We start from the raw sequence: 25,960 nt of genomic DNA, 5'->3' as shown, positions 1-25,960 counted from the left end.
AACGCGGCTTCTTCCCGGCGACGAACACCATTGTTCAGTGCGATGCGCCCGCAGAGGCGCGGACTGGCGAGGGGCTTCCTTCGTGCCTTTCTCCCTCCCGATTGAACCGGCTCAATACTTCCCTGAGCGCAAGAGCGCTCTCGGCAATCACGGTCGAGGCAGCACTTGTCTGTTCCAGCGATGCAGCATTCGTCTGGGTGCCCTGATCGAGCACATTCACCGCATTGTTGATCTCGTTGATCCCCTGCGTCTGTTCCTCTGCACCGCGGGCGATGGCCATCATATGCTGATCGATAGCCCGCACCTGATCGACAATGGCCCGAAGCGCATTGCCGGTGTTGGCGACCAGATCGACACCACTGCGCACGGCAGTACCCGAGGCCGTGATCAGCGCCTTGATTTGACGAGCCGCCTCTGCCGAACGTTGCGCCAGTTCGCGGACCTCTTGCGCCACAACGGCGAAGCCCTTGCCGGCCTGTCCCGCCCTTGCGGCTTCGATGCCGGCATTCAGTGCGAGCAGATTGGTCTGAAAGGCGATGTCGTCGATTATCGTCGTGATTGCCTCGATCTTCTGGGAAAACGTTTCGATCTGTCCCATGGCCGCGTTGGCGTCCTGCACGATCTGTCCGGAGCGTTCCGCGTCGATCCGGGTATCCTTGGCCAGGCGGCCGGCCTCTGCTGCCCGCATGGCTGCGTCGCCAACCGTTCGTGTCAGTTGCTCGAGTGCGGCCGCCGTCTCCTCGACGGAAACCGCCTGACGGGAAGCGGTCTGGGCAATTTCGGATACGGAAGCGTTCATGACTCCGGTTTCCGATGAAAGCTGGTCTGCCGCGACAGAGATGGCGCTGACCGTTTGCCGCAAGGCGCGGGTCGCCTCATTCACGTCATGGCCGGTCTGGGCCACCGCCCTGTCCAGCGGCTGGGTGATGTCTTGCGTCAGGTCGCCGACCGCAAGACGGGCGATCGCCTCGCCGATAATCGTCACCGAACGCATTCGCGCCGATACGTCGGTCGCCACCTTGATGACACGGTACACCTGGCCCTGATCATTGAAAACAGGTGTGTAGGCGGCGTGAATCCAGACCTTGCGGCCGTTCTTGCCGATCCGGACAAAATCATCGGTAATGCATTCGCCCGCTCGCAGCCGATCCCAGAACCGGGCATAGTCGGGAGAACTGACCGCAGCCTGTTCACAGAACAGGCTGTGGTGACGCCCCAGGATTTCCTCCAGCGTATATCCCATCGCCGTGAGAAACATCTGGTTGGCCTGAACGATCCGGCCATCGGTTTCGAACTCGATGATGGCTTGCGACTGGTCGATCGCTTGCAACAGGTTGGCATCGTGGACGGCAGATGCCTTGAGCGCCGTAATGTCGCTTGCAACCTTGATGATCCGGATCACGCGGCCACCGCCCAAAACGGGATTGTAGGACGCCTCGATCCAGACCGGACGCCCATCCTTCGCCCGGCGGCGAAATTGCCCCTGCCGGAACCGTCCGGCGGTCAGGTCGCTCCAGAACGCAGCGTAGTCCGGCGTCAGCGTATCCTGCGCATCGCAGAAGATCCGGTGATGCTGGCCCTTTATCTCTTCAAGGCTATAGCCGAGCGTCCGGCAGAAATTTTCATTCGCATCGATCACGATGCCGGCCGGGTTGAACCAGATGATCGCCTGCGAGCGGGACAGGGCCGCCATATCGCCAAAAAGAGACTGCGCCTTGAACAAACTGTTGATGTGCATGCTCATTCTCCTTTTTCAACGAAAACTGCCGGGAATGTCGTCTAACGTCTCCGTGCTGCGTGTGGGTGAGATTTTCCGTCATGCAGTGTTCTGCGCCACATCGCGCGGGTAGCCGCTGTCAGCGGTGCCGAAATCCTCGCAAGGGGCCGGGTTGGGCTTGCCGAACAGATAGCCCTGCACTTGCGCGCATCCCTCGTCGGCAACCATGTTGTATTGCTCCGGGGTTTCGATGCCCTCGGCCGTGACGGGGAGCGCCAGGCTGCGGCCGAGGCCGATCACGGCCCGCATGATCGAACGGGCATTCTCATCCTCGCCCATGGCGGCAATGAAACTCCGGTCGATCTTGATCTTGTCGAAGGGAAAACTCTGGAGATTGCTGAGCGATGAATAGCCGGTCCCGAAGTCGTCCATCACGATCGCGACGCCGAGCGCCTTGATCTGCCGTAAGGTTTCCAGCGTCGCTGGCCGGTCCTTGATAAGAGCGCTTTCGGTAATCTCCAGCTCAAGCCTTTCCGGGCTCAATCCGGTTTCATCGAGTATACGGGAGACGACGAAGGCGAGGTTGGCGAGCCGGAATTGCACCGGCGAAATGTTCACCGCAACCCTCGTCTCCACCGGCCAGCGGCTCGCCGTGCGGCAGGCCTCGCGCAATACCCATTCCCCGAGCGCAATGATGATGCCCGTGTCCTCGGCGATGGGAAGAAACACTTTCGGTGAAAGCTGCCCGTGAACCGGATGTTGCCACCGTACCAGCGCCTCGTAGCCGCAGACTTCCCCGCCCGCGACCGAACGCATGGGCTGGTAGACAAGCTGAATTTCGCAGCGTTCGATTGCCTGGCGCAGATCCGCTTCCATCTGCCTGCGTTCACGGACCTCCTGGTCCATGGCCTGATCGTAGAAGGCCATGATGCCGCGTCCGCGAACCTTGGCGCGATAAAGGGCAAGGTCGGCAGCCCGCATCAACATATCCGCGTCCGCGCCATCCTTCGGAAAAACCGCAATCCCGATGCTCACGCCAACGGCCGTGGGATCGACGGTGCAATCCATTCTCTCACGGAATGCCGCGAGTATATCCGTAGCGAGATGGCCGGCCGGTTCAAGATCGCCGGGATCGTTGAGGATGATCATGAATTCGTCGCCGCCGAGCCGCGCCACCGTATCCCCCGGTCGCGCGCATTCGCGCAAAATGCCGGCAACGTCCTTCAGAACCCGGTCGCCTTCGGCATGTCCGAACAGATCGTTGACCGCCTTGAACCGATCGAGGTCAAGGGCCAGCAGGGCGAAGGACCGACCATTGCGCAAGCCGTTACCGATCTGAAGGTCGAGATGTTCGTGGAACAGTGCTCGATTGACGAGGCCGGTCAGCATGTCATAGCGGGCCAGATATTCCACCCGCTTCAAAGCAGCACGGTTTTCACTCAGATCGCGCACCGCGATCACTTCTGTCGGCTTGCCGCGATATTCCACCGTGTGAACCGCCAGTTCGAAGACGCGCGACTGGTCGCCCAGCCTTGGCGCGGCTTCCACGGGGCATGTACGCGGCATATCCACCGGCAAGGCATCGGAAGGCTTCAGCAATGTATTCGGGTCCTGTCCGGCAAGCGCTGCTTCGCGCGTATCCAGAAGGGCGGCAAAACGGGCATTGACCTCGACGATGCGCCCGCCGCGCACAAACGCCAATCCGTCCAGGGTTGCATTGGCAAATCCACTGAGATCAACGACGTACCGGTCGATCAGGGCCGCAACCGCGACCGAAACGAGAACCAGCAACGTGGCGCCGCTGATTGCGCCCGTCAGCCACAGTCGCTCAAGCCCCTCGGCGTCCGGTCCGCTCAGGGATGGATCGGGAGTAAGGATCGTCGCCTGCATGGCCACGAAGTGCAAAGTGCAAATGCCGAGAATGGCGCCAAATGCCGGTGCCACGATCCGCCTGGCTCCTTCGAGGCGGGTGAAAAGGCCGAATGCCAGCAGAAATAACAGGAAGGCGACCACGGCGGCGGCGACAATCGATCCGATCGTATAGTCAATCCTGGCGGCCACCTTCATGCCGGCCATGCCGACAAAATGCATGACCCCGACCGTTGTTGTGACGATCGCTGCCCGGAGCACGATCCGCCCGCCGCCATCTCCGGACACGCCAAGGGCGAGCCGGAACCCGACAACCGCAATGACGGCCGAGAGCGCCGTGAACGGAAAGTCGAAGCCGATCGGCAAAAGCCCTCTGTAGGCCAGCATGGCCAGAAAATGGGTCGCCCAGACACTGAGGCCGCCGGCAGCCGCAGCAACTGCGGTCCATCCGGTCCGCCGCCTGCCGGAGCTCTCCTCCACCCGGACAAGAAGGTGGAAAAAAGCGAACATGCCGACCAGCGCTGTGCTGGCCGCAAGCAGGACGCTTGAACGTTCATGCTGGTCGGTAATGCATTCCATGATCGTGAACATGACACCTCATCCGAGCAATTCGGATATGAGGCACGCATGAAGATTATTAAAAGTTTAATGAGCAGTCGCTCATGTTAAAATAATAAATTTTGTTATTCCGAAAGTGAAAATATTCTCCTGAAAAGATGCCGGTTAAATTGTGTTTAAATCGGCATCAATTAGCCGTGAAGACATGTATACTGAATTTTTGGATATATAACCCGTAAATTTTGACGGTTAAGTCTGGCCTGGTACGTGCCTGGAAATGACGAACCGCAAAATTAAGAAAATTATTCCATATTTTATATTGTGTTTTCCGAGTTTTGACTTCAGGTGTGCGGTCTGTAGGTTGTTTTTCCAACGCGCTCGGCGATTCCAGAAAAAATGACCCAAAGACGTCGCGGATCGATACATCGCCTCCGCTGTGTTCAATTTTTGATTTCATGTTGCGCAGCGGTGCGATTTGCAATTGTAGTACTTTATTTTAGCAAAAGGTAAAATTTTGAATTCTAAGTCAATTCCCATTCCGCAATGCAACGAAAATATAAAATCTGAAAATCACGTTTGATATTTGCACTGCGAAGTACAGAATTTTCCACGCGGAGCGGTGAATTTGCGCGTTAAGATTGTTTTAATCTGGGACAACACACCATTCCGGGGTGCTGAAGTAAGCGTCGCTATTCGGGAAAGGAGCGTGACGCCATGAAACAGTATTCCATCGAGGATGAAAATTCGGGCGCAGCAGCGGTTGAATTTGCGCTTATCGCGCCATTTTTTCTCATTCTTCTGCTGACGATGATCGCCTATGGTATCTATCTCGCGACAAGCCATGCGCTTCAACAGGTTGCGGCAGATGCCGCCAGGACTGCTGTCGCCGGTATCGACGAGCAGGAGCGGCAGCAGCTCGCCAGAGAATATGTTCTGAATTCAACGCTCGACTATCCTTTGATGGACCCTCGAGAGGTGCAAATAAACGTTACGAGCGATCCCAAGAATGCGGATCAATTCACTGTTGTACTGACATACAATGCCGAAGCTTTGCCGATATGGGGCCTCTATACCTACATGCTTCCCGGCAAGACCATCACGAAGTTCTCGACAATCCGCCTGGGAGGTCTGTGAGATGTCTTCGCCGTTTGATCTCCTCAAGGCATGGCGTGCAAACACCCGGGGGTCGGTGGCGATATGGAGCGCGCTCAGCCTGCCGCTGGTTCTCGGGTCTGCCGTTCTGGGTATCGATTACGGCTATCTCACGCTCCAGAAACGAGAGCTCCAGACGATGGTGGATCTCGCCGCCATATCGGCCTCGTCGAACATCAACGATATCGAAGGTCAGTTGATCGACTACTTCGCCATGAACAACAAGATGATTGGCGTCATGACTGCCAAGGGCGTCAGGGTCCCGGTTCGGGATCAGAATTTCGGTGGGCCCGGAATGCAGACAGTCTTGATGACGGTGACCGGCATCTCGGACTTTCGGGTACCGGACGGTATCGCGAGCTACACGGTTGGACGATATACGCCCAGTCCGTCGGTCGCTCCCCTGAAGCGATTTGCCCCGGGTGAAACGCCATATGATGCCGTGCAGGTGACGCTGACCCGAAAAGCCGATCTGCTGCTGGCGGCCGGCTTTTTCGAACCTCCGGTGATTTCGGTCCACGGGATCGCGGCCGTGAAAAAAGTGGCTGCCTTCTCCATTGGATCGCGATTGGCAAGCGTCGATGACGGTCTCCTGAATGCCATACTCGGGGGATTGCTTGGAACGACCGTGTCGCTCAAGGTCATGGACTACGAGCAGTTGGCTAAAGTCGACATTGAACTTCTTTCGTTCCTGGAGGCTCTCAATACTCAGCTTAATCTCAATGCCCTGAGCTATTCGGATATCCTGAAGACCAATATCAAGCTCGGAACGCTGCTGGACCGCATGGGCCGCACCCCGGGTATCGGTGGCACGGCGTCCCAAGCCCTGAACGCTCTCGCGAAGGCCCTGAGCCAGACGCAGCTATCCATTCAGTTGCAGGAAATCCTTTCGCTGGGGCCGCTAGCCCAAAGGCCGATCGGAGCGGCCGACAACCTGACGGTCAAGGCTGGTCTGTTCGATGTTCTTTCAGCCATGGCGGTTGCCGCCAATGGGGGCAAGCAGGTCGGAATTGATCTGGGGGCAACGTTGCCCGGTGTCGCCAAGGCCACGCTAACGCTTGCGATCGGTCAGCCCCCCGTTGAAACCCCTTCGATTGCCGTGGGAAACCCCGGTGCAACGGTTCGTACAGCGCAGACGCGCGTCAGCCTGAACGTCGATGTGACCGGCTTGTCCAGCATTCTTGGCCTGAAGCTGCATGTGCCCTTCTATCTCGAGGTCGCCAATGCGGAGGCGCAACTGACGGATATCCAATGCAAAGGTCAGGATCCGGCAAACGGGATCGTAAAGGTGGCCGCAGTCCCCGGCGTTGCTGCCGTCGCACTCGGCACCGTTGATCCGACCGCGTTCATCAATTTTGGCCGGGCCCCGTTCGTAAGCAAGGCCACGCTCATCGATTCCCTCCTGCTGAAAGCGACGGCGAAGGCGCTGGCTTCCTCCGGAAATCTGTCCAAGACGACGCTGACCTTTTCCGCGTCGGATATCGCATCGGGAAAGACGAGAAGCGTCTCGACCCGAAACACGGTGACATCGCTCGTCCAGTCACTGCTGATGAACCTCGACCTTGATGTTGAGGTACTTTTCATATCGTTGGGCACACCGAAAGCCGTCACGACCGCATTGGCGGAAACGCTGTCGGCACTGACGAAACCGGTCGATACGCTCCTTTACAACCTGCTTCTCGCTCTTGGTGTCCGGATAGGAGAAGCAGATGTCAGGGCCACGGGTATCTCGTGCAGCCAACCGGCTCTCATTCAATGACCGGGTCAGGGCCGGGCGATGTCAGGTGGAGGTTTCGTGAACCCGCTCTGTAAATTTTCCGGCAACCTCAATCGAGCGCCTGTCCCGGACGCTTGAGGCGCCGTTTAATCTCTTCGCGGGCATGCTTTATCATTGAGCGCGTCAGGCGTTGCTGCATTCTCTCTGATGAAACGATGGCTGATACCGTGACCTGCACCGTCGGCTTGAAAGCGACGCTCGCAAGGTTGCTGTAGCGGCGGGAAGAGGCCGTGAGTTCGTCCATGATCGTGACACCGAGCTTTTCTTCCACGAAATAGCCGGCGACATTCATGAAGCGGACATCGATGCTTGGTGAGTAGGCGGCATGGCTGCGCCGGAAGGCGCCTTCGATCAGGTTGCTTATGCGGCTTGATGTTCGCGCATTGATCAAGGCATGGCCGTTGAGGTCGGTCGGGGTGACAAAGGGCAGGGCGCTCAACTCGCTTTCGGTGTGACAGGCGCACACCATGTCAAGCGTGGCAAGTGGAATATAGTTCAGGGTGGGGCGCGGATGCGGTTCCATCGCGAAGCCGACATCGGCAATACCGGTCTCGACATATTCGAGAAGATTGTCGAGGCGTTGCGTCTCGACGGAGACCTCGACGCCCGCATGGTCATGAACGAAGCGGGCAATCGCCTGCGGCAAAAGCGATTCCGACAGCTCGGAAGTCGCGACGATGCGCATGCGGCCCTTGCTGCCATTCTTCAGGTGCACGGCTGTCTGGTTCACCATCTCCTGCATCAGGAACAAGGGTTCGGCTTCCGCAAGGAGAATTTGCGCCTCCTGTGTCGGGATCAGGCGCTTGTTCACCCGTTCGAAAAGAAGGAAGCCGACCGAGGATTCCGCGTTTTTGATCGCATTGGATACGGCTGGCTGCGACATGCCCAGATCCTGCGCTGCGGCAATGGTTGACCGTGTTCTGACGACGGCTCTCAGAATTTCAAGTTGGCGCAGATTCAAGAGGTGTCTCCCGCTTGTCGGATTTGTAGCCGAATATTCTTTTTTAATTCAATATAGTTCATTCAATAAAGTTATGAACTATGCATATCAAATAATTGATATGCATATTGCGCAAGCCAGCGCTGGCCACATAAGATTTGCCCATAAGAAAAGCATATTTTGCATGCGCACAAAATTTATGCGCATGCGATGGAAACCTTGCGGGTAAGTCCATGACCCTTCTGAACGGTGTAAAAATCCTGAGTTTCAACCATTTCCTGGCCGGACCGCTTGCGGCCCAGACACTGGCCGATCTGGGTGCCGACGTGATTGCCGTGGAGCCGATCGACGGCGCTTTCCAGCGCAACTGGGCGGTTGCCAATCGCTTCGTTGAAGGTGACAGTGTCAACCATCTGGCAACTGGCCGCAACAAGCGCAGCATTGCCGTCGATCTTAAAAATCCGGAAGGCGTTGCCGCCATCAGGAAGCTGGTCGAGACCGCCGATGTGGTGATGGAGAACTTCCGTCCCGGAACGATGGACAAGCTCGGCCTTGGCTATGAAGCATTGAAGGCGATCAATCCGGGGCTCATCTATGCGGTGGCCACCGGTTTCGGAACCGATGGCCCCTATCGTAACCGTCCGGGTCAGGACCTTCTGTTGCAGGCCATGTCCGGCCTTGCCGCCCGCACTGGCCGTGCCGATGGTGCTCCGACGGCCGTTGGCGCCGTCATCGTCGACCAGCACGCTGCCTCGCTCTATGCGATGGCGATCCTTGCGGCTCTGTTTGCCAAGTCCAGAACTGGCGAGGGCCGGTTGGTGGAAGTCAATCTCTATCAGGCGGCAATCGATCTTCAGGTGGAGCCGCTGACGGCCTGGCTCAACGGTGCGACGTCCGCCACCTCGCGCGGTCCTGGCGGCATTGCCTCGTGGTTCAGTCCTGGCCCCTATGGCATTCACGCCACCGCCGATGGTTATCTCGCCGTCTCGATGGCCGCTCCGCAGGCGCTCGGCTTGGCAATGGGCATCGCCGCGCTCCAGGACTTCACGGAAGCCGACAGCTTCGCGCGTCGCGAGGAGATTACCGTGATCGTTGCCGAAAAGCTCAAGGAAAAGACGACGGCCGAATGGCTGCCGTTGCTTGATGCAGGCAAGATCTGGCATGCGCCTGTTCAGGATTACGAAGATCTGCAGGTCGACCCGCAACTGACGCATATGGGTGCCTTCAAGACAGTCGAGGGCGCCCATGGCGTGCCGGTGACCATGGTCATGCACCCGGCCCGATACGACGGAAAGTCGCCGGATGTGCGTCTGGTGCCGCAACCGCTGGGCGCGCAGACCCGTGATGTTCTGGCGGAAGTCGGCTTTGACGCATCCGAAATCGAGGCGCTCGTCGCCAGCGGCGCAGTCGGAGCGAAATGATGGCTGGATCGCTCGACATCCGCATGAAGGTCGTCAGCCTCTGCCATTACCTGCAGGGGCCGGCCGCTTGCCAGTACCTTGCCGACATGGGCGCCGACGTCATCAAGATCGAGCCGTTGAAGGGTGCCTTCGAACGTCACTGGTCGGGCGGTAACTCCTGGGTTACGGATGTCAGCGCCTTTTCGCTGGCGGTCAATCGGAACAAGCGTTCCATCGCCATCGACCTGAAATCCAGAGAGGGGCTTGAGGTCGCACGCGATCTGATTGCCGGTGCCGACGTGCTGGTCGAGAACTACCGACCGGGCGTGCTCGACCGGCTCGGTCTCGGTTATGAAGCGATGAAGGCGATGAACCCCTCGATCATCTATGCCTCGGCCTCGGGGCTTGGTGCAACCGGTCCGGCGGCACATCGCCCTGGCCAGGACCTGCTGATGCAGGCGCGTTCGGGTCTCGTCGCCGCCACCGGCGGCGGTGAGGAAGGTCCTTCGGTCGTGGGCGCAGCCGTGGTGGACCAGCATGGCGGCTCCTTGCTCGCGATGGGCATTCTTGCGGCCTATGTCCGTCGCTTGCAGACGGGTGAGGGCACACGGGTCGAATCCAGTCTCTTCGCGGCGGCCATCGATCTTCAGGTCGAGGCTCTGACCAAATATTACGCCGCTCCCGACCGGGCGGGCCGGATCGAGCGCGGTCGCAATTGCGGCAGTTGGTATCACGATGCCCCTTACGGGCTTTACAAGCTCGCCGACGCCCGGATCGTCCTGTCCATGAACGATGCCGGAAAGTTGGCCAACGCGCTCGACAGCGACGAATTGCGGGCATTGTGTTCCATCGACCGCTATGCCGAGCGCGACCGCTATGCGGCGGTGATGGCGCGGGTTCTCGCGCCGCACCGTTTTGCGGATGTCGAGCGGCTGTTCGACGCGCACGGCGTCTGGTTCGAAAAGGTTCGTTCCTACGAGGACCTGCGGGAAGACCCGCAGGCCAACCATATGGGCGTGTTCAACGAGATCGACGTCAACGGCAAGGCCGCTACGCTCGTCAACCATCCCTTGCGCTATGACGGTGGCACGCCGCCGATCCGGCGCATGCCACTTTACCCCGGCACTGACAGTCGGGACATCATGACGGAATTGGGTCTGTCCGCCGAAAGGCAGGCTGAACTCATAGAAAAGGGTGTCATCGGGCAGGCAGAACAGGCCCGCTGACACCACGGATAACGCCTTCGGGCCGATTGGAAGACAAGATGATAGACTTTTCACTGACGGATGACAGCCGGCTGCTGGTGGATACTGTCCGCAAATTCGTGGAAACCGAAGTCCAGCCACTGGAAGAGGCGACGGAACGTGATGCCTGTATTCCGCCGGAAGAGCTGAAGCGCGTGCGCGCCAAGGCTCAGGAACTCGGCCTTTACGCCATGAACATGCCGGAAGACGTCGGCGGCGGCGGCCTCTCCTGCGTCGATCATTGCCTTGTCGAGGAGGAGTTCGGCAAAACGTCGGACGCACTGGTCCGCCGGGTCTTCGGTCAGGTTTATCCGATGCTTCTGGCCTGCGAGGGTGAGCAGCATGACAAGTACCTGCTGCCGACCGTGCGCGGTGAGAAGATCTGCGCCATGGCGATCACCGAGCCGGGCGCTGGTTCCGATGCCGCCTCGATCAGCACCACCGCCCATCTCGATGGCGACGAGTGGGTGCTGAACGGCACGAAGCATTTCATCAGCGATGGCGACATTGCCGACTACGTCATCGTCATGGCGCTGACCGACAAGGAAAAGCGCGCTCGCGGCGGAATTACCCTCTTCCTCGTGGACAAGGGCACGGCGGGTTTCAAGGTGGCACGCACCCAGCCGATGATGGGCCATCGCGGCTATGGTCACGCCGAACTCGTCTTCGACAATTGCCGCATACCCGCTTCCGCCGTGCTCGGCGAGGTCGGTAACGGTTTCAAGCTCATCATGAAGAGTGTGCTGGAAATCCGTCTTGCCCATATCGGCGCCCGCGCAGTCGGTATGGCGAGCCGTGCCCTCGAACTGATGCGTACCTATGCCGGTGAGCGCAAGCAGTTCGGCCAGGCCATCGGCGATTTCCAGATGGTGCAGAAGCTGATCGCTGACAGTGCCATCGAAATCTTCGGCGTCAAAATGATGGTTCTCAACGCTGCATGGGAAATCGATCAGGGCATGGAGCCGCGCGACAAGGTTTCAATGATCAAGGTCGCTGCTTCCGAAATGCAGGGCCGCGTGGTTGACCGCGCCATACAGGTGTTCGGCGGCATGGGCTTCACCAAGGAAATGCCGCTGGAGCGCATGTATCGCGATGCTCGCGTCACCCGCATTTATGACGGCACTTCGGAAATCCACCGCATGCTGATTGCCCGAAGCACAATCAAGCACGGCCTCAATCTCTAAGGAAGACATTTCATGACGACGCTCTCTCCCCTGACGGTCGGTGCGACCTTCTCCTTCCGAAAGACCATGACGGTCGCCGAACAGGCCATGTTCACGGGCATCAGCGGCAATCTCGGCCCGCTTTATGTCGACGTCCGCGCCGCCGAAAAGGTCGGCGCGGCCGGTATGGTCGCCTTCGAGCTTGCCGTCTCGGCGCTTGCCTCCACTTGCCTTGCCCGCCTTGGTGGTCCGGATCGCCGCCTCGGCGAAGTCACCTTTTCCTTCAAGGCGCCTGTCATCGTCGGTCAGTCGATCCAGGCCACGGCCGAGATACTCTCCGTTGAAGGCGATGACGCGCTTTGCCGCGTCACCTGCGTCAACAGTGGCTCCGGCGAGGAAGTCGTCTCCGGCACGGCCCGCCTCGTGCCTTTTACAGCCAAGGTGTGACCTCATGTATGATACTAAATCCTTCGATGACCTGAATGTCGGGGACAAGGTCGCGATTGCCAAGACGATCACGGAAGCCGACGGCGCGCTTTATATCGCGGCAACGGGCGATTTCGGCCCGGTTCATATCGATGAGGTCTATGCCGGCGGCACCCGCTTCGGCAAGCGTCTCGCCCCCGGGATCATGGTCGCCGGCCTTTGCACGAGCATTTTGACGAGCGAACTCGTTGGCGTGGTCGGCGTGTCCATCGAAGACCGCTTCTGGTTTACCGGCCCCGTCTTTTACGGCGACACCATCACTTTCGAGGTGTGGATCGCCGAGAAACGGGACGAAAACCGGACGATCATCTGGCAGGCAAGCGCCCGCAACACCGAGGGGCTGGAAGTGCTGAAGGCCGAAGCCACGCTGAAGTTTCCCCGCAAGAAGCCGGCTTTATGAGGAAGATGATGAAAACTCCCGACCTGAAGGGCCTGACGGTTGCCACACTTCTGCCCTATCGCGACGATTTCTCGATCGATTGGGACGACTATGCTCGCGTGCTCGATTATTGCGTTGCGCCGGATGGCGTGACGGCGGTTCTCGTCAATGGCCATGCCGGCGAAGGCGGTCTTCTTGTCGCCGAGGAACGCCGTCAGGTAATCGAGCGCACCCGCGTCCACATCCCGAACAAGCCTGTCCTTGCAGGCATCATCGCCACCTCGACGGTTGAGGCCATTGCCGAAGCCAGGATGGCCGAGGAAGCCGGTGCCGATTGTGCCGTGCTCTTCCCACCTGGCCCGCTTGGTGGTGGAGCTTCGGCCACCGCGCGCGCGCCGGTCACCTATGTCCGTGCCGTGTCGGAAGCCATCGGCATCCCGGTTTCGCTTTTCCAGTATCCGGTTACTTCCGGTTACGGTTATTCAACCGAGACGCTCTGCGAGCTTGCGGCGATCAAGGGCGTGATTGCCGTCAAGGAAGGCAGCGACACGATGCTGGCCTATGACGAGAACTGGCGCGCGGTGAAGAAGCAAAGCCCGCATGTCGCGATCCTCGCGTCCAACTACAACTGGTTTCTGCCGCAAATGGCGGTTGGTGCCGATGGTATCCTGTCTGGTCTGGGCAGTCTTGCACCGCATCTCTTCGTGGAACTCTGCCAGGCAGGCGCTGCCGGTGATCTTGCCGCCATGCGCGCTGTCAACGACCGGCTCTATCCGATCGTGCGAGCCATCTACGGCCCGGCCCCGCTCATCGACATGCACACCCGCATGAAGACCGGCCTGAAGGCGCTTGGCATCATTCGCAACGCTTCGCCGCGCCTGCCGATGATGCCCACCGAAGACGCCGTCGCCGCCAATATCGCTAACGTCGTCGCTGCCGCGCTGAAGGCCGGCGACATTCGCCTGTCGTAAGGAGGCCATCATGCAGGACGAAGCTTTCACCCATATCGTCCGGGTCGATATCGACCCGGAACACGAGGAAGCCTTCAACGCGTGGTATGTCGAAAAGCATTTCCCGGATCTGCTTGCTTGTCCAGGCTGGCTTTCAGCCAGGCGCTTCGTATCGTTGGGCGATGGCCCGCGTTACGCCGCGATGTATCAGGTGGCCGGTCAATGGGCCTTTGAGACCCCCGAATTTCAGCAGGTAAAGGGCTTTGGTCCTTTCGAGCCTTATGTCAAGAATTTCACGCGTATACAGCTTCGCCAGATCGGCTAGGTGCAACGGGTGCAACGCGCTTCGGCTCCCCAAGGCGGCCCAAGAACAAGAAAACGTGAATTCAAGGTTTCACAACTCCGGAGATGAGAACATGATGACATCCCTGCTTCGGGCGAGCGCCGTCGCCGCCCTTTTCCTCGCGCCGATCGCTGCGCATGCCGCCTGTACGCCGGCCGTCAGCGATGACAACCTGATCGAGAAGGGCAAGCTGCAGCTTTCGATCAACCCGACCAACCCGCCGCAGCAGTTCATCGACAAGGACGGGAAACTTCAGGGCCTCAATGTCGAACTGGCCGACGAACTTTCCAAGCGCCTGTGTCTGACCATCGAACTCGTTCGCATGGACTTTCCGGCGATGATCCCCGCCATGAATGCCGGGCGTATCGATGGTCTGAACACCGGCATGTTCTGGACCGAAGAGCGGTCCAAGCTGATGTATACGGTCCCTTACGCCCGCCAGTCGGTTTCGGTCGTCGTCGCACCCGGCAGCAAGGAAACCTATACCAAGCCCGAGGAACTGCTTGGCAAGACCTCGGCCGTAGAAGTCAGTTCCTACCAGATGAACTGGATGAAGAAGTTCTCCGACGAAGCCGTTGCCAAGGGCGGCAAGGCCGTTGAGATCCGCACCTTCCCGACCGCGACCAACGTGATCGCAGCCCTTCTCGCCGGTCAGGCCGACAACGCCCTTCTGGTGGACAGCGTTGCCCGCGACCTCGTTTCCAAGGGGAAGGTCAAGGAAGCGCTGACCGAACTTGGCGCCGCCCGCACCACCATGGCCTTCCGTAACAAGGCCGTGGCTGACGCTGTGGTCAAGGCGCTGAACGACATGCGTGCCGACGGCAGCTATCAGGCTCTGTTCGACAAGTTCGGCCTGACCGCGCTGAAGGCCGACCAGGCGCTCGAAATCGCCGGCCCCGGCCCGACCTGATCGATGGCGATCCGGAGCGACCCCATTTTCTCTAAAATGGTGGGGTCGCTCCGACCAACTTATTTTACACGGTTTTCCTCGGGTGGCGTGCTTGATGCCGATGTCCGGGCCGTTCCAGGAGACAAGACGTGCGCTACTTCGATCCCGCCGCTTTTTTCGACTATCTCTTCAATCACTTCCTGCTCGGAGGCGTGGTCGTCACGGTCGGTTTGACAGTGGCCGGGGTGGTTGGCGGTCTTGTCCTCGGCATGATCATCGCCCTGATGCGCATGTCGGCCAATCGTCCGCTCTCTGTTTTTGCCAGAGTCTATGTCTGGTTCTTTCGCGGCACGCCGCTGCTGATCCAGCTCGTGGTGATCTATACCGGCCTGCCTCAACTCGGTATCAAGTTCGGTGTAATCGGCTCGGCTCTGATCGGCCTCATCCTCCATGAGGCCGCCTACCTCGCCGAAATCATTCGCAGCGGCTTCATGGCCGTGCCGCGCGGTCAGCGCGAAGCCGCCTGGGCGCTGTCCATCCCGAAGACGACCATCTTCTGGCGTGTGACCCTGCCGCAGGCCTTCCGTCTGATGATCCCTCCCTTCGGTAATTCGGTGAATTCGCTGCTCAAGGCAACCTCGCTCGCCTCGGTCATTTCGGTCGAGGAAATCATGCGGCGCAGTGACATGCTGATGCAGGAACATTTCCAGATCCTCGAAGTCTATGCCGCAGCGACCGTCTATTATCTGCTCCTGGTCTCGATTTGGGATCTCTTCCAGCAACGGCTTGAGCGCCACTTCGAACGCTCTGTAGCCCGGGACGCCAAGACCGTCCTTGCCCGTCGCCGCCCATCTTGAAAGGCCGCCCGTCATGACCAGCCAGTCTGCTACCGCTTCCGAAACGTCCGCAGTGCGCATGGAAGCCGTCTACAAGCGCTTCGGCGATTTCGCCGCCTTGTCCGAAGTCGATCTCAGGGTCGCAAAAGGCGAACGCATCGTCGTCTGCGGCCCCTCCGGCTCCGGCAAGTCGACGCTCATTCGTTGCATCAACCACATCGAGCGGCACGATGAAGGTCTTATCTATGTCAACGGCTTCGAACTGAAGCCCGAGCCGAAATCGGTTGATCTCGTTCGGCGTGAGACGGGCATGGTGTTCCAGAGCTTCAATCTCTTCCCGCATATGACCATTCTCGAAAACTGTATCCTCGCGCCAATGTCGGCCCATGGCCTTGGACGCCGGGAGGCCGAAGATCGCGCCATGGCGCTTCTGGAAAAGGTCCGCATCGCTGATCAAGCCAAAAAGTTCCCGATCCAGCTTTCCGGTGGCCAGCAGCAGCGCGTGGCGATTGCCCGTGCGCTGTGCATGCAGCCAAAAATCATGCTGTTCGACGAGCCGACTTCGGCGCTCGACCCGGAAATGGTCAAGGAAGTGCTCGAAACCATGAAGGGTCTCGCCAATGAAGGCATGACCATGCTGTGTGTCACCCACGAAATGGGCTTTGCCAGAGAAGTTGCGGACCGGATCGTGTTCATGGACAAGGGCCGCATTATAGAGCAGGCGAAGCCGGAAGCCTTCTTTACCGCGCCGCAGACCGAGCGTGCGCGCCACTTCCTTGATCAGATCATCCACTGATCCTGTGTCGAAGGAGGCAGTCTTGTGACAATTCCAGTGCCTGCAAAACGGGTTGCGGGTCGCAAGGTGAAGATCCCCGTCGTCGGTTTTGCACGACAGTCATAATCGACCGGCATGATGTGCGGGCCTTGTGCGGTCTTGCGATCGCAGGCGGCCTTCATCATGGCGAAGTCGATGCAAACCACGGTCACACTTGAAAAAATCGCGGCCCGGGCGGGGGCTGCTCGATCAGTACGGCAAGCCGCGTGATCAACGGCAAGGGGCCGGTCAGTGCGGAAACGGCCCGGCGCGTTCGCCGTGCGGCGGCGGAAATGGGCTATGCGCCGGGCATGGCGGAAGGGTCCGCTGGCGATCACGCGTGACGATTACGCGAAAAGGGGCGCTCGAAAACGCCCCTCAAACACGGCGGCTCCTGGGCCCTTACTTGCGCGGCAAAAGCTTCTTCACTTCGGCTGCGGCGTCATCCAGCGCTTCGTTGGCGCCGGCCTTCTGCTCGACGATGCGCGAGAGGTTCTCGACGATGGTCTGGGTGACCTTCACGCCGTTCGAACCGGGGGAAGGAATACCACGGGATCATACGGTCCATCTGTGAGAGACCGGTGAGGAAGAGCGGGTTTTCCTTGTAGAAATTGCGGAGATAATCCGGCGATTTGGCGGCCAGTTCGTTGTTCGGCACAGAGCCGGTGCCGGGAACGACGACGGCGTTGCCGCCGGTCGGCAGCTTGCCGTTGACAGGATCGATGAGCGGGATCTTGGCGGTGCGCAGGTCGAACTTGTCGCCGACATTCTTGATGGTGTTGCGGCCTGCTGGCTTGATTGCGGACACTCTTAGGGCGGGCGAATGTCACCGGTGTGAAGCGGCGCGACCTTCATTTTCCAGTTTTGTCATGAAACCGAAATCTACACAGGCAGGCTGCCCGCCGAGGTCTTGGCGGGCGGGCTTTCTACGCCTTGTGCGTGCTGCCGGGTCTTGCCGTGCCGAGCCATGCCCATGCGCTGTGACCGGTTCGGACGAACGCGGCCTTCAACCGGCGGATCCTGCCATGCAGGCTGTAGCCGGCCCTGCTCAACCTTGCTTCAAGGATTTCTTCGCTGATGGCGCAGGAGGCCTCGTTGAAGATCAACTGCCAGAGGCCGACGGAGAGCGCGAACATCAGGCCCGCCGAGATCAGCACATCGGAAAGGTAATGCGCACCGAAGGCGATACGGTTGACGGAGATGATGACGGCAAAGGCCAGCAGAAGCCCCATGACGCTGCGTCGCCACTCCTTTGCGACGAAAAATGCAAGCGGCAGCAGACAGATGACCCCCGCCGTCTCGCCCGAGACGAAGGAGCGGTTCGCAAAGAAGCCGCCGCCCATCGTCCAGGCCTGTACGAAGGGCAGGACGCCGCCGAAATCGATCGTGTTCACCGGGCGCGGCCTGTCCCACAGCGGTTTCAGGATGCCGTTGACGAGAAGGCCGGGGCCCAGAAGAAACAGACTGCCGAAATAGACCGTGAACCGCGCGGGGAACAGGCAGCGACGGCTGGGGTAGATCAGCTTGAGGATGATGGCCACCAGAATGACGATGGCGAAGGCGATTGGAAAATACTGGCCGATGGCGCGGATGGTGAGCAAGAGTTCGACTTTGCGGGCCGGAAATCCCTCGCCTTCGACATAGAAGAGTTCGCTGAACCAGATATCCAGCATGGGCATCATGATGAAGAAGGCGGACAGGGCGAAGGTTGCGATGAAGATATTGAAAAGCGGCTTATGCTGCCAGCTATCGCGATACCAATTCCATGACTGCGATATCCGTTTCATGCACTGTCTCTGCCCCGTCATTGTTCGCGCAACTAAAGAGCGGATCAATGACGTCCGTGTGAAGCAAAGCTGACAAGTGCTGATTTCTATCGGTTTTCAATGCGGGATATTGGTCACGACCTCAAGGGTGATCCACTTGCCGGAACCGAGGTTGAAACCGTCTATGCTTGCGCGCGCTTCCGGCGGTTCTTTGCCCAAAGCGGCAAGGTTGGACTGAAATGCGGGTTTCTGCCGCGTCTCCAGCAGCGCGATCCGGCAATCCGGCGCGTCGAGGAACGTGGCGGCCGCAGCGCCATCGCCGAAGGTGATGTCCTTGCCGAGCGCAAACAGCATGCTCGCCTCGTTCATGCCGGCGATGAAAATGCGGGGCGATGGGCAGATGGCAAGCTGCTTCAGTGTTTCGGCAGCGCGGGGCGCAATCCAGAACCGGTCGGCTTGTGGCATCAGCAGGCCGAAAAGCAGCGCCTGCGCCATGATGGCTTCGGCCGCCAGCAGACCGAGGGCGGCGAGGGTCTTTTCCCCGATAAGCTGGTGAAGGGCAAGACCACCCGCGACCAGAATGAGCGCGGCGATGGCAAAGGCCGCGAAGGGTGGCAAGGCGGATTGATACCAATGGAAGGCAAAGGGTAAGGCCAGCGCCAGAAGCAGACCCAACCCGGCGGCAAGACCAAGGACAAAGCGTCGCCAGCCCTTTGCAAAGACGGGTGCCGTTGCCGCGATAGCCGCACCCGCCATGAGAAAGGCCGCCGGTGCCGCCGGCAGGGTGTAGTGCGGCAGCTTGGTAACGACCAGTTCGAAGGCAATCCAGAAGGGTGCCAGCCATGCCAGGCAGAAACGCACTGCTGCATCCCCACGGTTCCGCCACACCCAGGGGGTGGCGGCGATGACGACGAAACTGCCCGGCCAATAGGTGAGCAAGCCCGTGAGGAGGTGCCAGCCGGGTGGTTTGCCGTGGGATTCCTGCCCGGTGGATACCTTGCCAAGAAGATCGTGACCGATGGATTCGCGGAAGAAATCCCCGCCGGAATGCACGAGCACGGCGATAAGCCAGGGCAGCACGACGAGGAGCATCAGCGGAATGCCGAGGCCGGGCCGCAGGCCCCGCAACCACGCGGCCTTCCGGTCGATAAAGATGAGGGTCAGCACCGTCAGGCCCGACAGCATCGGCACGATCGGCCCCTTCACCAGAATGCCGGCTCCCATGGCGCCCCAGAACAGCAGCGCCGGCGTGAAGCGGGGCGGGTCTTGCGTGCGGTTCATGTAAAGCCGAACCAGAACGAGCTGGCAGAGCAGGGCGGCCAGCATGTTCACCGCATCCGTCTTGGCCAGATGCGCCTCGAAGCCAAGGAGCGGCGCTGCGGCGAGCAGGATCGCGCCGGTGAGGGCGGCCGAAGGACCAAACAGCGACAGACCGATCAGATAGGTGACGACGACCGAAAACACCGCCGCGACCAGGGAGGGCAGGCGGTAATAGCCGATCTCTGCAACCCGCGCCGGCCCGGCGGTGACCACGACGCCGGCCTGCAACCAGTAGATGCCGATCGGTTTCTTGTAGCGCGGTTCCTCGCCCAGTCGTGGGGTGATGTAATCGCCGCTCTCTACCATCTGCCGGGTGGCCTGTGCGAAGCGGGCTTCGTCGCGGTCAACCGGCGGAATGGTGAAGAGGCCGGGCAGGAAGGAAAGCAGGCTGACGACAACGAGGAGCGCGATGGCCAGCCTCCGCGAGGGTTCTGCCGGCTTGGAAGGGGTGGGCGCGGCGCGGTCCAGCGTCATTGGCATGTTCTCAGCGGGTGACAACGCAGGCCGCATCCGTGCGATAGGCCTTGATAATCCGGCGGGCATAGGCGCCGCCGTCGGTGTCGAGTGTGCGGCCTTCGCCGGCACAGGGCGGAACCGTGCCGGACGTAACCCAAAGCACCGGCCCCGCAGTATCGGCCGGCAGGGCGTACTGCATCTGATAATGGTTCATGGACCGCCCCGTGGGCGGAACGGAATAGAAATGGAGCCCTGTATCGCGGCCGGTATAAAAGAGGTCGGCCAGAATGCTGCGGTTTTCGGCGATGACCGCAAGGGCTCCTTCGCGGCGGGCTTCATCGATTACCTGAAGGCTGAAGGCTTCGCGTCCCATGAAGCGCCGGAGAAGCGGCTGACCATCCAGACCGGGGATCGGCAGAACCGTGATGAGGCCAAGCGCGATACAGAGCGCGGCATTGGTGCCGATGGCCGCTTGCCGCAGTTTCGGGCGTGTTTCCAGCGCGGCGACGGCAACGATCGTGCCGGCGAGATAGGCGCTGGCCGCCCAGTTCGCGAGCGCCTCGTTCATGATCGCCTGAACGATAACGATGACGAGGACCGGAAGGGTGAAGGCCACGAGCCCGTCGCGCCGCCGGGCAAGCGTGGCGATGAGAACGGCGAACAGCAGCGGCCCCACGACGGCGAATTGCGCGGCAACGAATTCCAGTGCGCCGATAAGATTGAGACCCTCGAACATCGAGGATTTGCGAACCCAGCCAATGTTATCGGCGGTGTGGGAAAAGGTGACGCTGCCGTTGAGCACGACCCAGACGAGATTGGGAGCAAGCGTGACGATGGCGGCGCCCAGCATGGCCGCTGCATTCCGCCATGAAAGGCGCATGTCCCTGCGCCACAGTGCGGCGATGGCGACGCCGATCAGGAAATAGACGCCGGCATATTTCGAAAGGCAGGCGAGGCCGGCCATCAGCCCGGTCAGAAGTGCATCCCCGATCCGGCCGTTGTCGAGGAGACGGCGGTGGAACAGCAGCGCCGCCGCGAAGAAGGGCGCCATCACCGTATCGGTCGTGAACATGATGCTGCCGAAGCCGACGGCGGGCAACGTCAGATAGGCGGCCACGACCCAGAGCGCCGTGCGGGGACCGTGCAGGCGGTTGGCGAGCGCACCGAGAATGAGCGCGGTGATGCCGTGGAGGGCGGCTCCCGGCATGCGCACCCAAACGGGCGTATCGCTGCCGACGAGACCGGTCACGGTGCCGATGATCCAGGCAATCATCGGCGGCTTGGAATAATAGCCCAGTTCGAAATTCTGGCCCCAGAGCCAGTATTGCGTCTCGTCGACGAAAAGATCCGTCCGGTTGAAGGCCAGCACCAGCCAGCGCAGCAGGGTAATGACAACCACCAGAAGCAGCGCCGGCAGAAACCAGCCGGCCGATTGGCTCTTGCCCGTCAGCGCGGTGAAACGGACGTTCGAGGCCAGCCATTCCCGGTGAATGAGCCAGAGATTGCGGGCATAGATGAAGACGCCGAGCGCCTGCCCCAGAATGAAGACGGGATCGCTGCGATGCACGGCATAGGCCAGCAGCATGACGCCGCCCAGCATCGAGAAATACCAGAAGGCGACCGGCACCACCGATTGGCGGGCCTTTTCCGAGGCCAGCCACTGGATGAGAAAACGCCCCGTGAACAGCAATTGCGCCAGAAAGCCAAAGACGACCCAGAAAAGTTCGGCCTGGGTGGAGACATGAAAGAAGGCGAGAAGCGAGGCCATTACCGGGGTTCCATGTGCCCTTCGATGCCAGCGTCCAGTTCCCTTGCCTTCTTGCGCCGGGCCAGCAACCAGGCGACACCGGCGAGATCGACGATGCCCACCAGGCCGCGTTGCAGGTTGGAATAGTTGGAGCGGCCGGCGGTGCGCGGACGATGGCCGACATCGACATGCACGATACCCCATCCATCCCGCGCAAAGAGGGCGGGCAGATAGCGATGCATGTGATCGAAATAGGGGAGCCGCAGGAAGGCGTCGCGCCGGAAGGCCTTCAACCCGCACCCGGTGTCGCGGGTATTGTCGTTCAGAATGCGCGCGCGCAACCCGTTGGCAAAACGTGAGGCAAGCTTCTTCGACAGTGTGTCCTGCCGGTTGACGCGCTGGCCCGCGACAAGGCCGATGCGGCCCGTATTGTCGGCGATGAGCGGTGCGGCCAGCTTCGGCAACTCCTCCGGCGGGTTCTGGCCGTCGCCATCGAGCGTGCAGATGATGTCGCCGCGCGCTGCCAGCGCACCGGTGTGGACTGCCGCGCTCTGACCGCCGCGCGCGCCATGGCGAATGAGCCGGAGACGCGGCATGGCCTGTGTGGCCTGCGTCAGGCGGGCAACGGAATCGTCCGTGGAACTGTCGTCCACCACGATGATTTCGAAAGGAGCGGTGCCGGCCATGGCGGCATCGATACTGGTCACCAGCGGGATGATGTTCTCCGCTTCGTTGCGGGCGGGAACAACGACGGAAATGCGAACGAAGGGGAGCGCTTCGCCAGCGGGACGCTGAGGCATGGATAATGACCTTCTGAAACACGATCCACGCGTTATGGGGACGCTTTGCTATGGTTTGATGACAGGGTGGCGGCAGCCGGAACAACGTGTTGGTTCCCGTGTCATCAAACCGTCGCCGAAACGCGTCACAGGTGTCGCAATCGAGAAGGGCGCAGTCCTTGGCCGCGGCGACGCTCTTTTGACGATTTATCGTTCAAAAAGAGACGATTGCGAACCTATCATGCGCTATTTCATCACGGGCTCAGCGGGCTTCATCGGCTTTCATCTGGCGCTGCGATTGCTTCGGAACGGGCATGCTGTGACCGGATATGATGGCTTCACGCCTTATTATGACGTTGCCCTGAAGGAAAAGCGCCACGAAATTCTCGCGCAGTTCGAGGCCTTCAGGCCGGTTGTCGGCATGCTGGAGGATGAGGCGGGCCTGGAGCGGGCCGCCGCCCTGAACCCGCCCGACGTGATCGTTCATCTGGCTGCCCAGGCCGGCGTGCGCTACAGTCTCGAAAATCCGGGTGCCTATGTCTCGTCCAATCTCGTCGGTTCGTGGACGGTGCTGGAACTGGCACGGCGGATCAGGCCCAGGCACCTGCTTCTTGCCTCCAGTTCTTCGATCTACGGTGCCGGCGACAAGGTACCGTTTGCCGAGCGCGACATGGCCGACGAACCCCTGACGCTCTATGCCGCCTCCAAGAAGGGTATGGAACTGATGGCGCATTCCTATGCCCATCTCCACAGGATACCCACCACGGCCTTCCGCTTTTTCACGGTCTACGGTCCCTGGGGACGACCCGACATGGCGCTGTTCAAGTTTACCGAAGCGCTGCTGGAGGGACGCCCGATCGACATCTACGGTCAGGGAAGGATGAGCCGCGATTTCACCTATGTCGACGATCTGATCGAAGCCATCGTCCGGCTGGCCGATATACCACCGGCCGAGGCGAACCGGGTGCACGCGAACGGCGTGGTCGATACGCTGTCGACCCATGCGCCGTTCCGCTCCGTCAACATCGGTGGCGGCAATCCAGTCGAACTCATTCGCTTTGTCGAGACCATCGAGACGGCCACCGGCCGTGAGGCGATCCGCAATTACCTGCCGATGCAGAAGGGCGATGTGCCGCGAACCTTCGCCAGCCCTGATCTCCTGCGCGCATTGACGGGCTTCACACCTGCCATTCCCGTCGAGGAAGGTGTCCGGGCATTCGTCTCATGGTATGTGAACTGGAGACATGAACGCGCCGTGCGCCTTCCTGGCGGCGACCGGGTGTCCGGCGTCGGATCGTGAAGAGACTTTTCGCAACGGAGCCAGATTTTACGGCTGCCTCTCGGGTTCCACTTTGCGCTGGTCTGAGGGGATGGAACGCATCGCGATTGGGTCGATCTTGGAGTGAAAATCAAATCGGTCGTTGCATGATGGCTTAATTGTGTACTATTTGATCCAATAATTCATTCTTGGATCGGGAGGCTCGATTGAGTCACGATGAGGCCACCAAAAACGATACGCTGCGGCCTTACGATGGCGAGTTTGATATCAGTAGCCTGAGTTCCCTGCAGGTTGAGATCGCGCATAAACTTATCCCGGCGATCTGCTCGGGGCGGTGGGATGTTGGTGACAAGATATCCGACGCGGCGCTCGCGCGCGAGCTGGGCATTTCCAGAACGCCGATCCGTCAGGTTCTTCAGTTTCTGGCCGAAAAGGGTGTTGTCGCCCAGACTGAAAACCGCGGCTTTACGTTGGCGCGCCAACCGATCCCGGACAAAAGTCCGTCCGAGCTTCTGCCGCCTTCCGAAATCGACAGATTGTACCACCAGATCATGTACGCGCGCGCCAATGGCCTGATCCACAGCGACGTCTCCGAAACCGAGCTTCTGGAGCATTTCGGTTGCTCGCGCGGGGTGGTGCGTCGCGCGCTGATGCGCCTTGCTGCGGAGGGGCTGGCGGAACGGCGTGACGGTCACGGCTGGCGCTTCGCGGAATGCCTCGACAACCGGCAAGCTGTCAACGAAAGCTATGCGTTTCGGGCGATCATCGAATGTGGCGCGGTGATGGAAGACACGTTTCGCGTGAACGCGGACGAACTTGATGCCTTGCTCAGGGAACAGACCGCGCTCATCAACGCGGCACTGGATACGATTGAGGGATCGGCCTGGTTCGAGGCCAATGCCAGATTCCATGAAACCGTCGTCTCCTGGTCCCACAATCGTTTTCTCGTTCAGTCCATTCGCCGGCAGAACAGCCTTCGCCGCATGACGGAATATGCGGAGTTTGCCGAACTGAGCGAAGCGGGGGTGCGAAAGGCCGCGAGAGATCATATCGCCATTCTTGAGGCGCTGCGGGAAGACGACCGCAAGCTGGCCTCGGCCATCCTGTTCCGCCACCTGAGCCGCTCTCCCGTCAAACGGGAGGTCGAACCGTTCGTTCCCGGCGACTGAGGGTGGGGCATGGCCGAACGTCGCTTCTGCCGTGACCTCTGCCTTGCGCGCGGAGAACCGGTCGCCGGGCTTGGACCGTCGTCACGCAGCTATGTACTGCTGCACTGGCCGCGCGCCCACTGGCGCGTCCCGCGCTTCCGCTCCCATCTCATGCCCGACTTTCTGGGCAAGGCCATCCAGACGGCCAATGCGGCCGGCATCCATGTTGCCCTTGTGGACGGTGACCACATCGGCTTCACCCATGAAGGTATCATCCGGCGATCGGTGACGGCCGAACAGGCGGAAAGCCTGCTTTTGCACATTGCGGATGGCGGGCGGCTGGACGGAGAGCGTGATGAACGCGTGACCATCATTTGCTGCACTGATGCCAAGCAGGACCCCTGCTGCGCTCGTTATGGCTTCGCGACCTGGAAGGCGCTTCGGCAAGCGGCCGATCCGGACCGTTTCCGCATCCTGCAATCGACCCATCTCGGCGGTTGCCGCTTTGCGGCGTCGTTGCTGGTTCTGCCGCAACGGGCCCGTTACGGCAGGCTCGAACCGTTCGAAGTGGAGGATTTTCTGGACTGTGTCGGCGCGGGTGTCGCCTATCTTCCCGCCTATCGCGGTAATCCGCTACTCGATGCGCCTCGGCAGGCGGCTGAACACGCGGCCTTGTCCTGGGCCGCACAAAACGGCGTTTCCGGCGAGGTGTCTTTCCGCGACGTTGCGGAACCTCCGTCGAGGGAGAATAGCCTGGCGTATGCTTTAGCGGTTGGAGGTCACCGTCTCACGGTAACGGTCGAGCAAAGCGCCTTTGCGGTGAATACGCGCTGCACGACGATCGAAAGCGGTGGCGATCCCGCGCAGGTGATGCGCTGGATCGCCACCGCCGTTGTCGTTGACAGTCGGGAAACGCAATGACCCCGGTCAGCGATAGGGATTGCAGGG

The 25,960-nt window shown here is 60.3% G+C and carries 23 protein-coding genes and 2 pseudogenes; 16 read left to right on the top strand and 9 right to left on the bottom strand.

Going from position 1 to position 25,960, the window contains the following annotated elements:
* Window positions 1-34: 34 nt before the first annotated feature.
* Window positions 35-1,738, bottom strand: a complete 1,704-nt coding sequence (locus GGQ66_RS17825; protein WP_183794118.1) for a methyl-accepting chemotaxis protein — start codon at window positions 1,736-1,738, stop codon at window positions 35-37.
* Between the two features lie 78 nt (window positions 1,739-1,816).
* On the bottom strand, window positions 1,817-4,177 hold the full coding sequence (locus GGQ66_RS17820; protein WP_183794116.1) for a bifunctional diguanylate cyclase/phosphodiesterase: 2,361 nt from the start codon (window positions 4,175-4,177) through the stop codon (window positions 1,817-1,819).
* Window positions 4,178-4,858: 681 nt separating this feature from the next.
* Here GGQ66_RS17820 and GGQ66_RS17815 point away from each other — a divergent pair.
* Window positions 4,859-5,278: a TadE/TadG family type IV pilus assembly protein gene (locus GGQ66_RS17815; protein ID WP_183794114.1), complete on the top strand. Its 420-nt coding sequence runs from the start codon at window positions 4,859-4,861 to the stop codon at window positions 5,276-5,278.
* Window position 5,279: 1 nt separating this feature from the next.
* The gene (locus GGQ66_RS17810; protein ID WP_183794209.1) at window positions 5,280-7,055 is read left to right on the top strand and encodes a TadG family pilus assembly protein; all 1,776 of its coding nucleotides are present in this window, start codon (window positions 5,280-5,282) and stop codon (window positions 7,053-7,055) included.
* Window positions 7,056-7,122: 67 nt separating this feature from the next.
* Here GGQ66_RS17810 and GGQ66_RS17805 read toward each other — a convergent pair whose 3' ends face one another.
* Window positions 7,123-8,034 carry a LysR family transcriptional regulator gene (locus tag GGQ66_RS17805; RefSeq protein WP_183794112.1) on the bottom strand — a complete coding sequence of 304 codons (912 nt, stop codon included), beginning with the start codon at window positions 8,032-8,034 and terminating at the stop codon, window positions 7,123-7,125.
* Between the two features lie 212 nt (window positions 8,035-8,246).
* Between GGQ66_RS17805 and GGQ66_RS17800 the strand changes: the two genes are divergently transcribed.
* From GGQ66_RS17800 to GGQ66_RS23325, 11 genes are all read left to right on the top strand, one after another.
* Window positions 8,247-9,434, top strand: a complete 1,188-nt coding sequence (locus GGQ66_RS17800) for a CaiB/BaiF CoA transferase family protein (protein ID WP_183794110.1) — start codon at window positions 8,247-8,249, stop codon at window positions 9,432-9,434.
* Window positions 9,434-10,639 (top strand): CaiB/BaiF CoA transferase family protein, encoded by a 1,206-nt coding sequence (locus GGQ66_RS17795; RefSeq protein WP_183794108.1) that lies wholly within the window; start codon window positions 9,434-9,436, stop codon window positions 10,637-10,639. The genes GGQ66_RS17800 and GGQ66_RS17795 overlap by 1 nt, the downstream gene beginning before the upstream one ends.
* Window positions 10,640-10,677: 38 nt before the next feature.
* Window positions 10,678-11,841, top strand: a complete 1,164-nt coding sequence (locus GGQ66_RS17790; RefSeq protein ID WP_183794106.1) for an acyl-CoA dehydrogenase family protein — start codon at window positions 10,678-10,680, stop codon at window positions 11,839-11,841.
* A gap of 12 nt (window positions 11,842-11,853) precedes the next feature.
* Window positions 11,854-12,267, top strand: a complete 414-nt coding sequence (locus GGQ66_RS17785; protein ID WP_183794104.1) for a MaoC/PaaZ C-terminal domain-containing protein — start codon at window positions 11,854-11,856, stop codon at window positions 12,265-12,267.
* Between the two features lie 4 nt (window positions 12,268-12,271).
* Complete coding sequence (locus GGQ66_RS17780; protein WP_183794102.1) at window positions 12,272-12,706, top strand: MaoC family dehydratase; 435 nt, start codon at window positions 12,272-12,274, stop codon at window positions 12,704-12,706.
* Window positions 12,707-12,714: 8 nt separating this feature from the next.
* The gene (locus GGQ66_RS17775; protein WP_237358977.1) at window positions 12,715-13,656 is read left to right on the top strand and encodes a dihydrodipicolinate synthase family protein; all 942 of its coding nucleotides are present in this window, start codon (window positions 12,715-12,717) and stop codon (window positions 13,654-13,656) included.
* A 10-nt stretch (window positions 13,657-13,666) separates the two neighbouring features.
* Complete coding sequence (locus GGQ66_RS17770) at window positions 13,667-13,960, top strand: DUF4286 family protein (protein ID WP_183794098.1); 294 nt, start codon at window positions 13,667-13,669, stop codon at window positions 13,958-13,960.
* Between the two features lie 91 nt (window positions 13,961-14,051).
* Window positions 14,052-14,888 (top strand): ABC transporter substrate-binding protein, encoded by an 837-nt coding sequence (locus tag GGQ66_RS17765; protein ID WP_183794096.1) that lies wholly within the window; start codon window positions 14,052-14,054, stop codon window positions 14,886-14,888.
* Between the two features lie 128 nt (window positions 14,889-15,016).
* Entirely contained in the window at window positions 15,017-15,724 is a 708-nt protein-coding gene (locus GGQ66_RS17760; RefSeq protein ID WP_183794094.1) for an amino acid ABC transporter permease, read from the top strand.
* 13 nt (window positions 15,725-15,737) lie between these two features.
* Window positions 15,738-16,499, top strand: coding sequence for an amino acid ABC transporter ATP-binding protein (locus GGQ66_RS17755; protein ID WP_183794092.1), 762 nt, complete (start codon window positions 15,738-15,740; stop codon window positions 16,497-16,499).
* Between the two features lie 245 nt (window positions 16,500-16,744).
* Entirely contained in the window at window positions 16,745-16,861 is a 117-nt protein-coding gene (locus tag GGQ66_RS23325; protein ID WP_370686383.1) for a hypothetical protein, read from the top strand.
* A 58-nt stretch (window positions 16,862-16,919) separates the two neighbouring features.
* Here GGQ66_RS23325 and GGQ66_RS17745 read toward each other — a convergent pair.
* The 6 genes and pseudogenes from GGQ66_RS17745 to GGQ66_RS17725 form a co-directional block, all read right to left on the bottom strand.
* Window positions 16,920-17,301 (bottom strand): annotated as a pseudogene (locus GGQ66_RS17745) (ABC transporter substrate-binding protein); the annotation flags it as partial.
* Between the two features lie 142 nt (window positions 17,302-17,443).
* On the bottom strand, window positions 17,444-18,304 hold the full coding sequence (locus tag GGQ66_RS17740) for a phosphatase PAP2 family protein (protein WP_183794090.1): 861 nt from the start codon (window positions 18,302-18,304) through the stop codon (window positions 17,444-17,446).
* Window positions 18,305-18,400: 96 nt separating this feature from the next.
* Window positions 18,401-20,077 carry an ArnT family glycosyltransferase gene (locus GGQ66_RS17735; RefSeq protein WP_183794088.1) on the bottom strand — a complete coding sequence of 559 codons (1,677 nt, stop codon included), beginning with the start codon at window positions 20,075-20,077 and terminating at the stop codon, window positions 18,401-18,403.
* 10 nt (window positions 20,078-20,087) lie between these two features.
* Window positions 20,088-21,461, bottom strand: a complete 1,374-nt coding sequence (locus GGQ66_RS17730; RefSeq protein ID WP_370686387.1) for an ArnT family glycosyltransferase — start codon at window positions 21,459-21,461, stop codon at window positions 20,088-20,090.
* A 78-nt stretch (window positions 21,462-21,539) separates the two neighbouring features.
* Window positions 21,540-21,827 (bottom strand): annotated as a pseudogene (locus GGQ66_RS23125) (lipid-A-disaccharide synthase N-terminal domain-containing protein); the annotation flags it as partial.
* The gene (locus GGQ66_RS17725) at window positions 21,827-22,606 is read right to left on the bottom strand and encodes a glycosyltransferase family 2 protein (protein ID WP_183794085.1); all 780 of its coding nucleotides are present in this window, start codon (window positions 22,604-22,606) and stop codon (window positions 21,827-21,829) included. The gene GGQ66_RS17725 and the pseudogene GGQ66_RS23125, both read right to left, overlap by 1 nt.
* A gap of 220 nt (window positions 22,607-22,826) precedes the next feature.
* On the opposite strand from GGQ66_RS17725, the gene GGQ66_RS17720 reads away from it, so the two are divergent.
* The 3 genes from GGQ66_RS17720 (at window position 22,827) to GGQ66_RS17710 (ending at window position 25,933) form a co-directional block, all read left to right on the top strand.
* The gene (locus tag GGQ66_RS17720) at window positions 22,827-23,885 is read left to right on the top strand and encodes an NAD-dependent epimerase/dehydratase family protein (RefSeq protein ID WP_183794084.1); all 1,059 of its coding nucleotides are present in this window, start codon (window positions 22,827-22,829) and stop codon (window positions 23,883-23,885) included.
* A 185-nt stretch (window positions 23,886-24,070) separates the two neighbouring features.
* Window positions 24,071-25,033 carry a GntR family transcriptional regulator gene (locus GGQ66_RS17715; protein WP_237358976.1) on the top strand — a complete coding sequence of 321 codons (963 nt, stop codon included), beginning with the start codon at window positions 24,071-24,073 and terminating at the stop codon, window positions 25,031-25,033.
* 9 nt (window positions 25,034-25,042) lie between these two features.
* The gene (locus GGQ66_RS17710) at window positions 25,043-25,933 is read left to right on the top strand and encodes a sucrase ferredoxin (RefSeq protein WP_183794083.1); all 891 of its coding nucleotides are present in this window, start codon (window positions 25,043-25,045) and stop codon (window positions 25,931-25,933) included.
* Window positions 25,934-25,960 lie beyond the last annotated feature (27 nt).

It is taken from the genome of Allorhizobium borbori (assembly GCF_014196535.1).
In the GTDB taxonomy this organism is placed as follows: Bacteria; Pseudomonadota; Alphaproteobacteria; order Rhizobiales; family Rhizobiaceae; genus Ectorhizobium; species Ectorhizobium borbori.
Note: the sequence above shows the minus strand (reverse complement) of the source record. Positions and strands in the feature narration are given on the sequence as shown.

Excerpts from the sequence above, each read along its gene's own strand:
- GGQ66_RS17795 (WP_183794108.1), top strand. The coding sequence starts at position 9,434 with ATGGCTGGATCGCTCGACATCCGCATGAAGGTCGTCAGCCTCTGCCAT.
- GGQ66_RS17815 (WP_183794114.1), top strand. The coding sequence starts at position 4,859 with ATGAAACAGTATTCCATCGAGGATGAAAATTCGGGCGCAGCAGCGGTT.
- GGQ66_RS17725 (WP_183794085.1), bottom strand. The coding sequence starts at position 22,606 with ATGCCTCAGCGTCCCGCTGGCGAAGCGCTCCCCTTCGTTCGCATTTCC.
- GGQ66_RS17770 (WP_183794098.1), top strand. The coding sequence starts at position 13,667 with ATGCAGGACGAAGCTTTCACCCATATCGTCCGGGTCGATATCGACCCG.
- GGQ66_RS17800 (WP_183794110.1), top strand. The coding sequence starts at position 8,247 with ATGACCCTTCTGAACGGTGTAAAAATCCTGAGTTTCAACCATTTCCTG.
- GGQ66_RS17785 (WP_183794104.1), top strand. The coding sequence starts at position 11,854 with ATGACGACGCTCTCTCCCCTGACGGTCGGTGCGACCTTCTCCTTCCGA.
- GGQ66_RS17775 (WP_237358977.1), top strand. The coding sequence starts at position 12,715 with ATGAAAACTCCCGACCTGAAGGGCCTGACGGTTGCCACACTTCTGCCC.
- GGQ66_RS17720 (WP_183794084.1), top strand. The coding sequence starts at position 22,827 with ATGCGCTATTTCATCACGGGCTCAGCGGGCTTCATCGGCTTTCATCTG.
- GGQ66_RS17810 (WP_183794209.1), top strand. The coding sequence starts at position 5,280 with ATGTCTTCGCCGTTTGATCTCCTCAAGGCATGGCGTGCAAACACCCGG.
- GGQ66_RS17755 (WP_183794092.1), top strand. The coding sequence starts at position 15,738 with ATGACCAGCCAGTCTGCTACCGCTTCCGAAACGTCCGCAGTGCGCATG.
- GGQ66_RS17765 (WP_183794096.1), top strand. The coding sequence starts at position 14,052 with ATGATGACATCCCTGCTTCGGGCGAGCGCCGTCGCCGCCCTTTTCCTC.
- GGQ66_RS17780 (WP_183794102.1), top strand. The coding sequence starts at position 12,272 with ATGTATGATACTAAATCCTTCGATGACCTGAATGTCGGGGACAAGGTC.
- GGQ66_RS17710 (WP_183794083.1), top strand. The coding sequence starts at position 25,043 with ATGGCCGAACGTCGCTTCTGCCGTGACCTCTGCCTTGCGCGCGGAGAA.
- GGQ66_RS17735 (WP_183794088.1), bottom strand. The coding sequence starts at position 20,077 with ATGACGCTGGACCGCGCCGCGCCCACCCCTTCCAAGCCGGCAGAACCC.
- GGQ66_RS17790 (WP_183794106.1), top strand. The coding sequence starts at position 10,678 with ATGATAGACTTTTCACTGACGGATGACAGCCGGCTGCTGGTGGATACT.
- GGQ66_RS17820 (WP_183794116.1), bottom strand. The coding sequence starts at position 4,177 with ATGTTCACGATCATGGAATGCATTACCGACCAGCATGAACGTTCAAGC.
- GGQ66_RS17825 (WP_183794118.1), bottom strand. The coding sequence starts at position 1,738 with ATGCACATCAACAGTTTGTTCAAGGCGCAGTCTCTTTTTGGCGATATG.
- GGQ66_RS17740 (WP_183794090.1), bottom strand. The coding sequence starts at position 18,304 with ATGAAACGGATATCGCAGTCATGGAATTGGTATCGCGATAGCTGGCAG.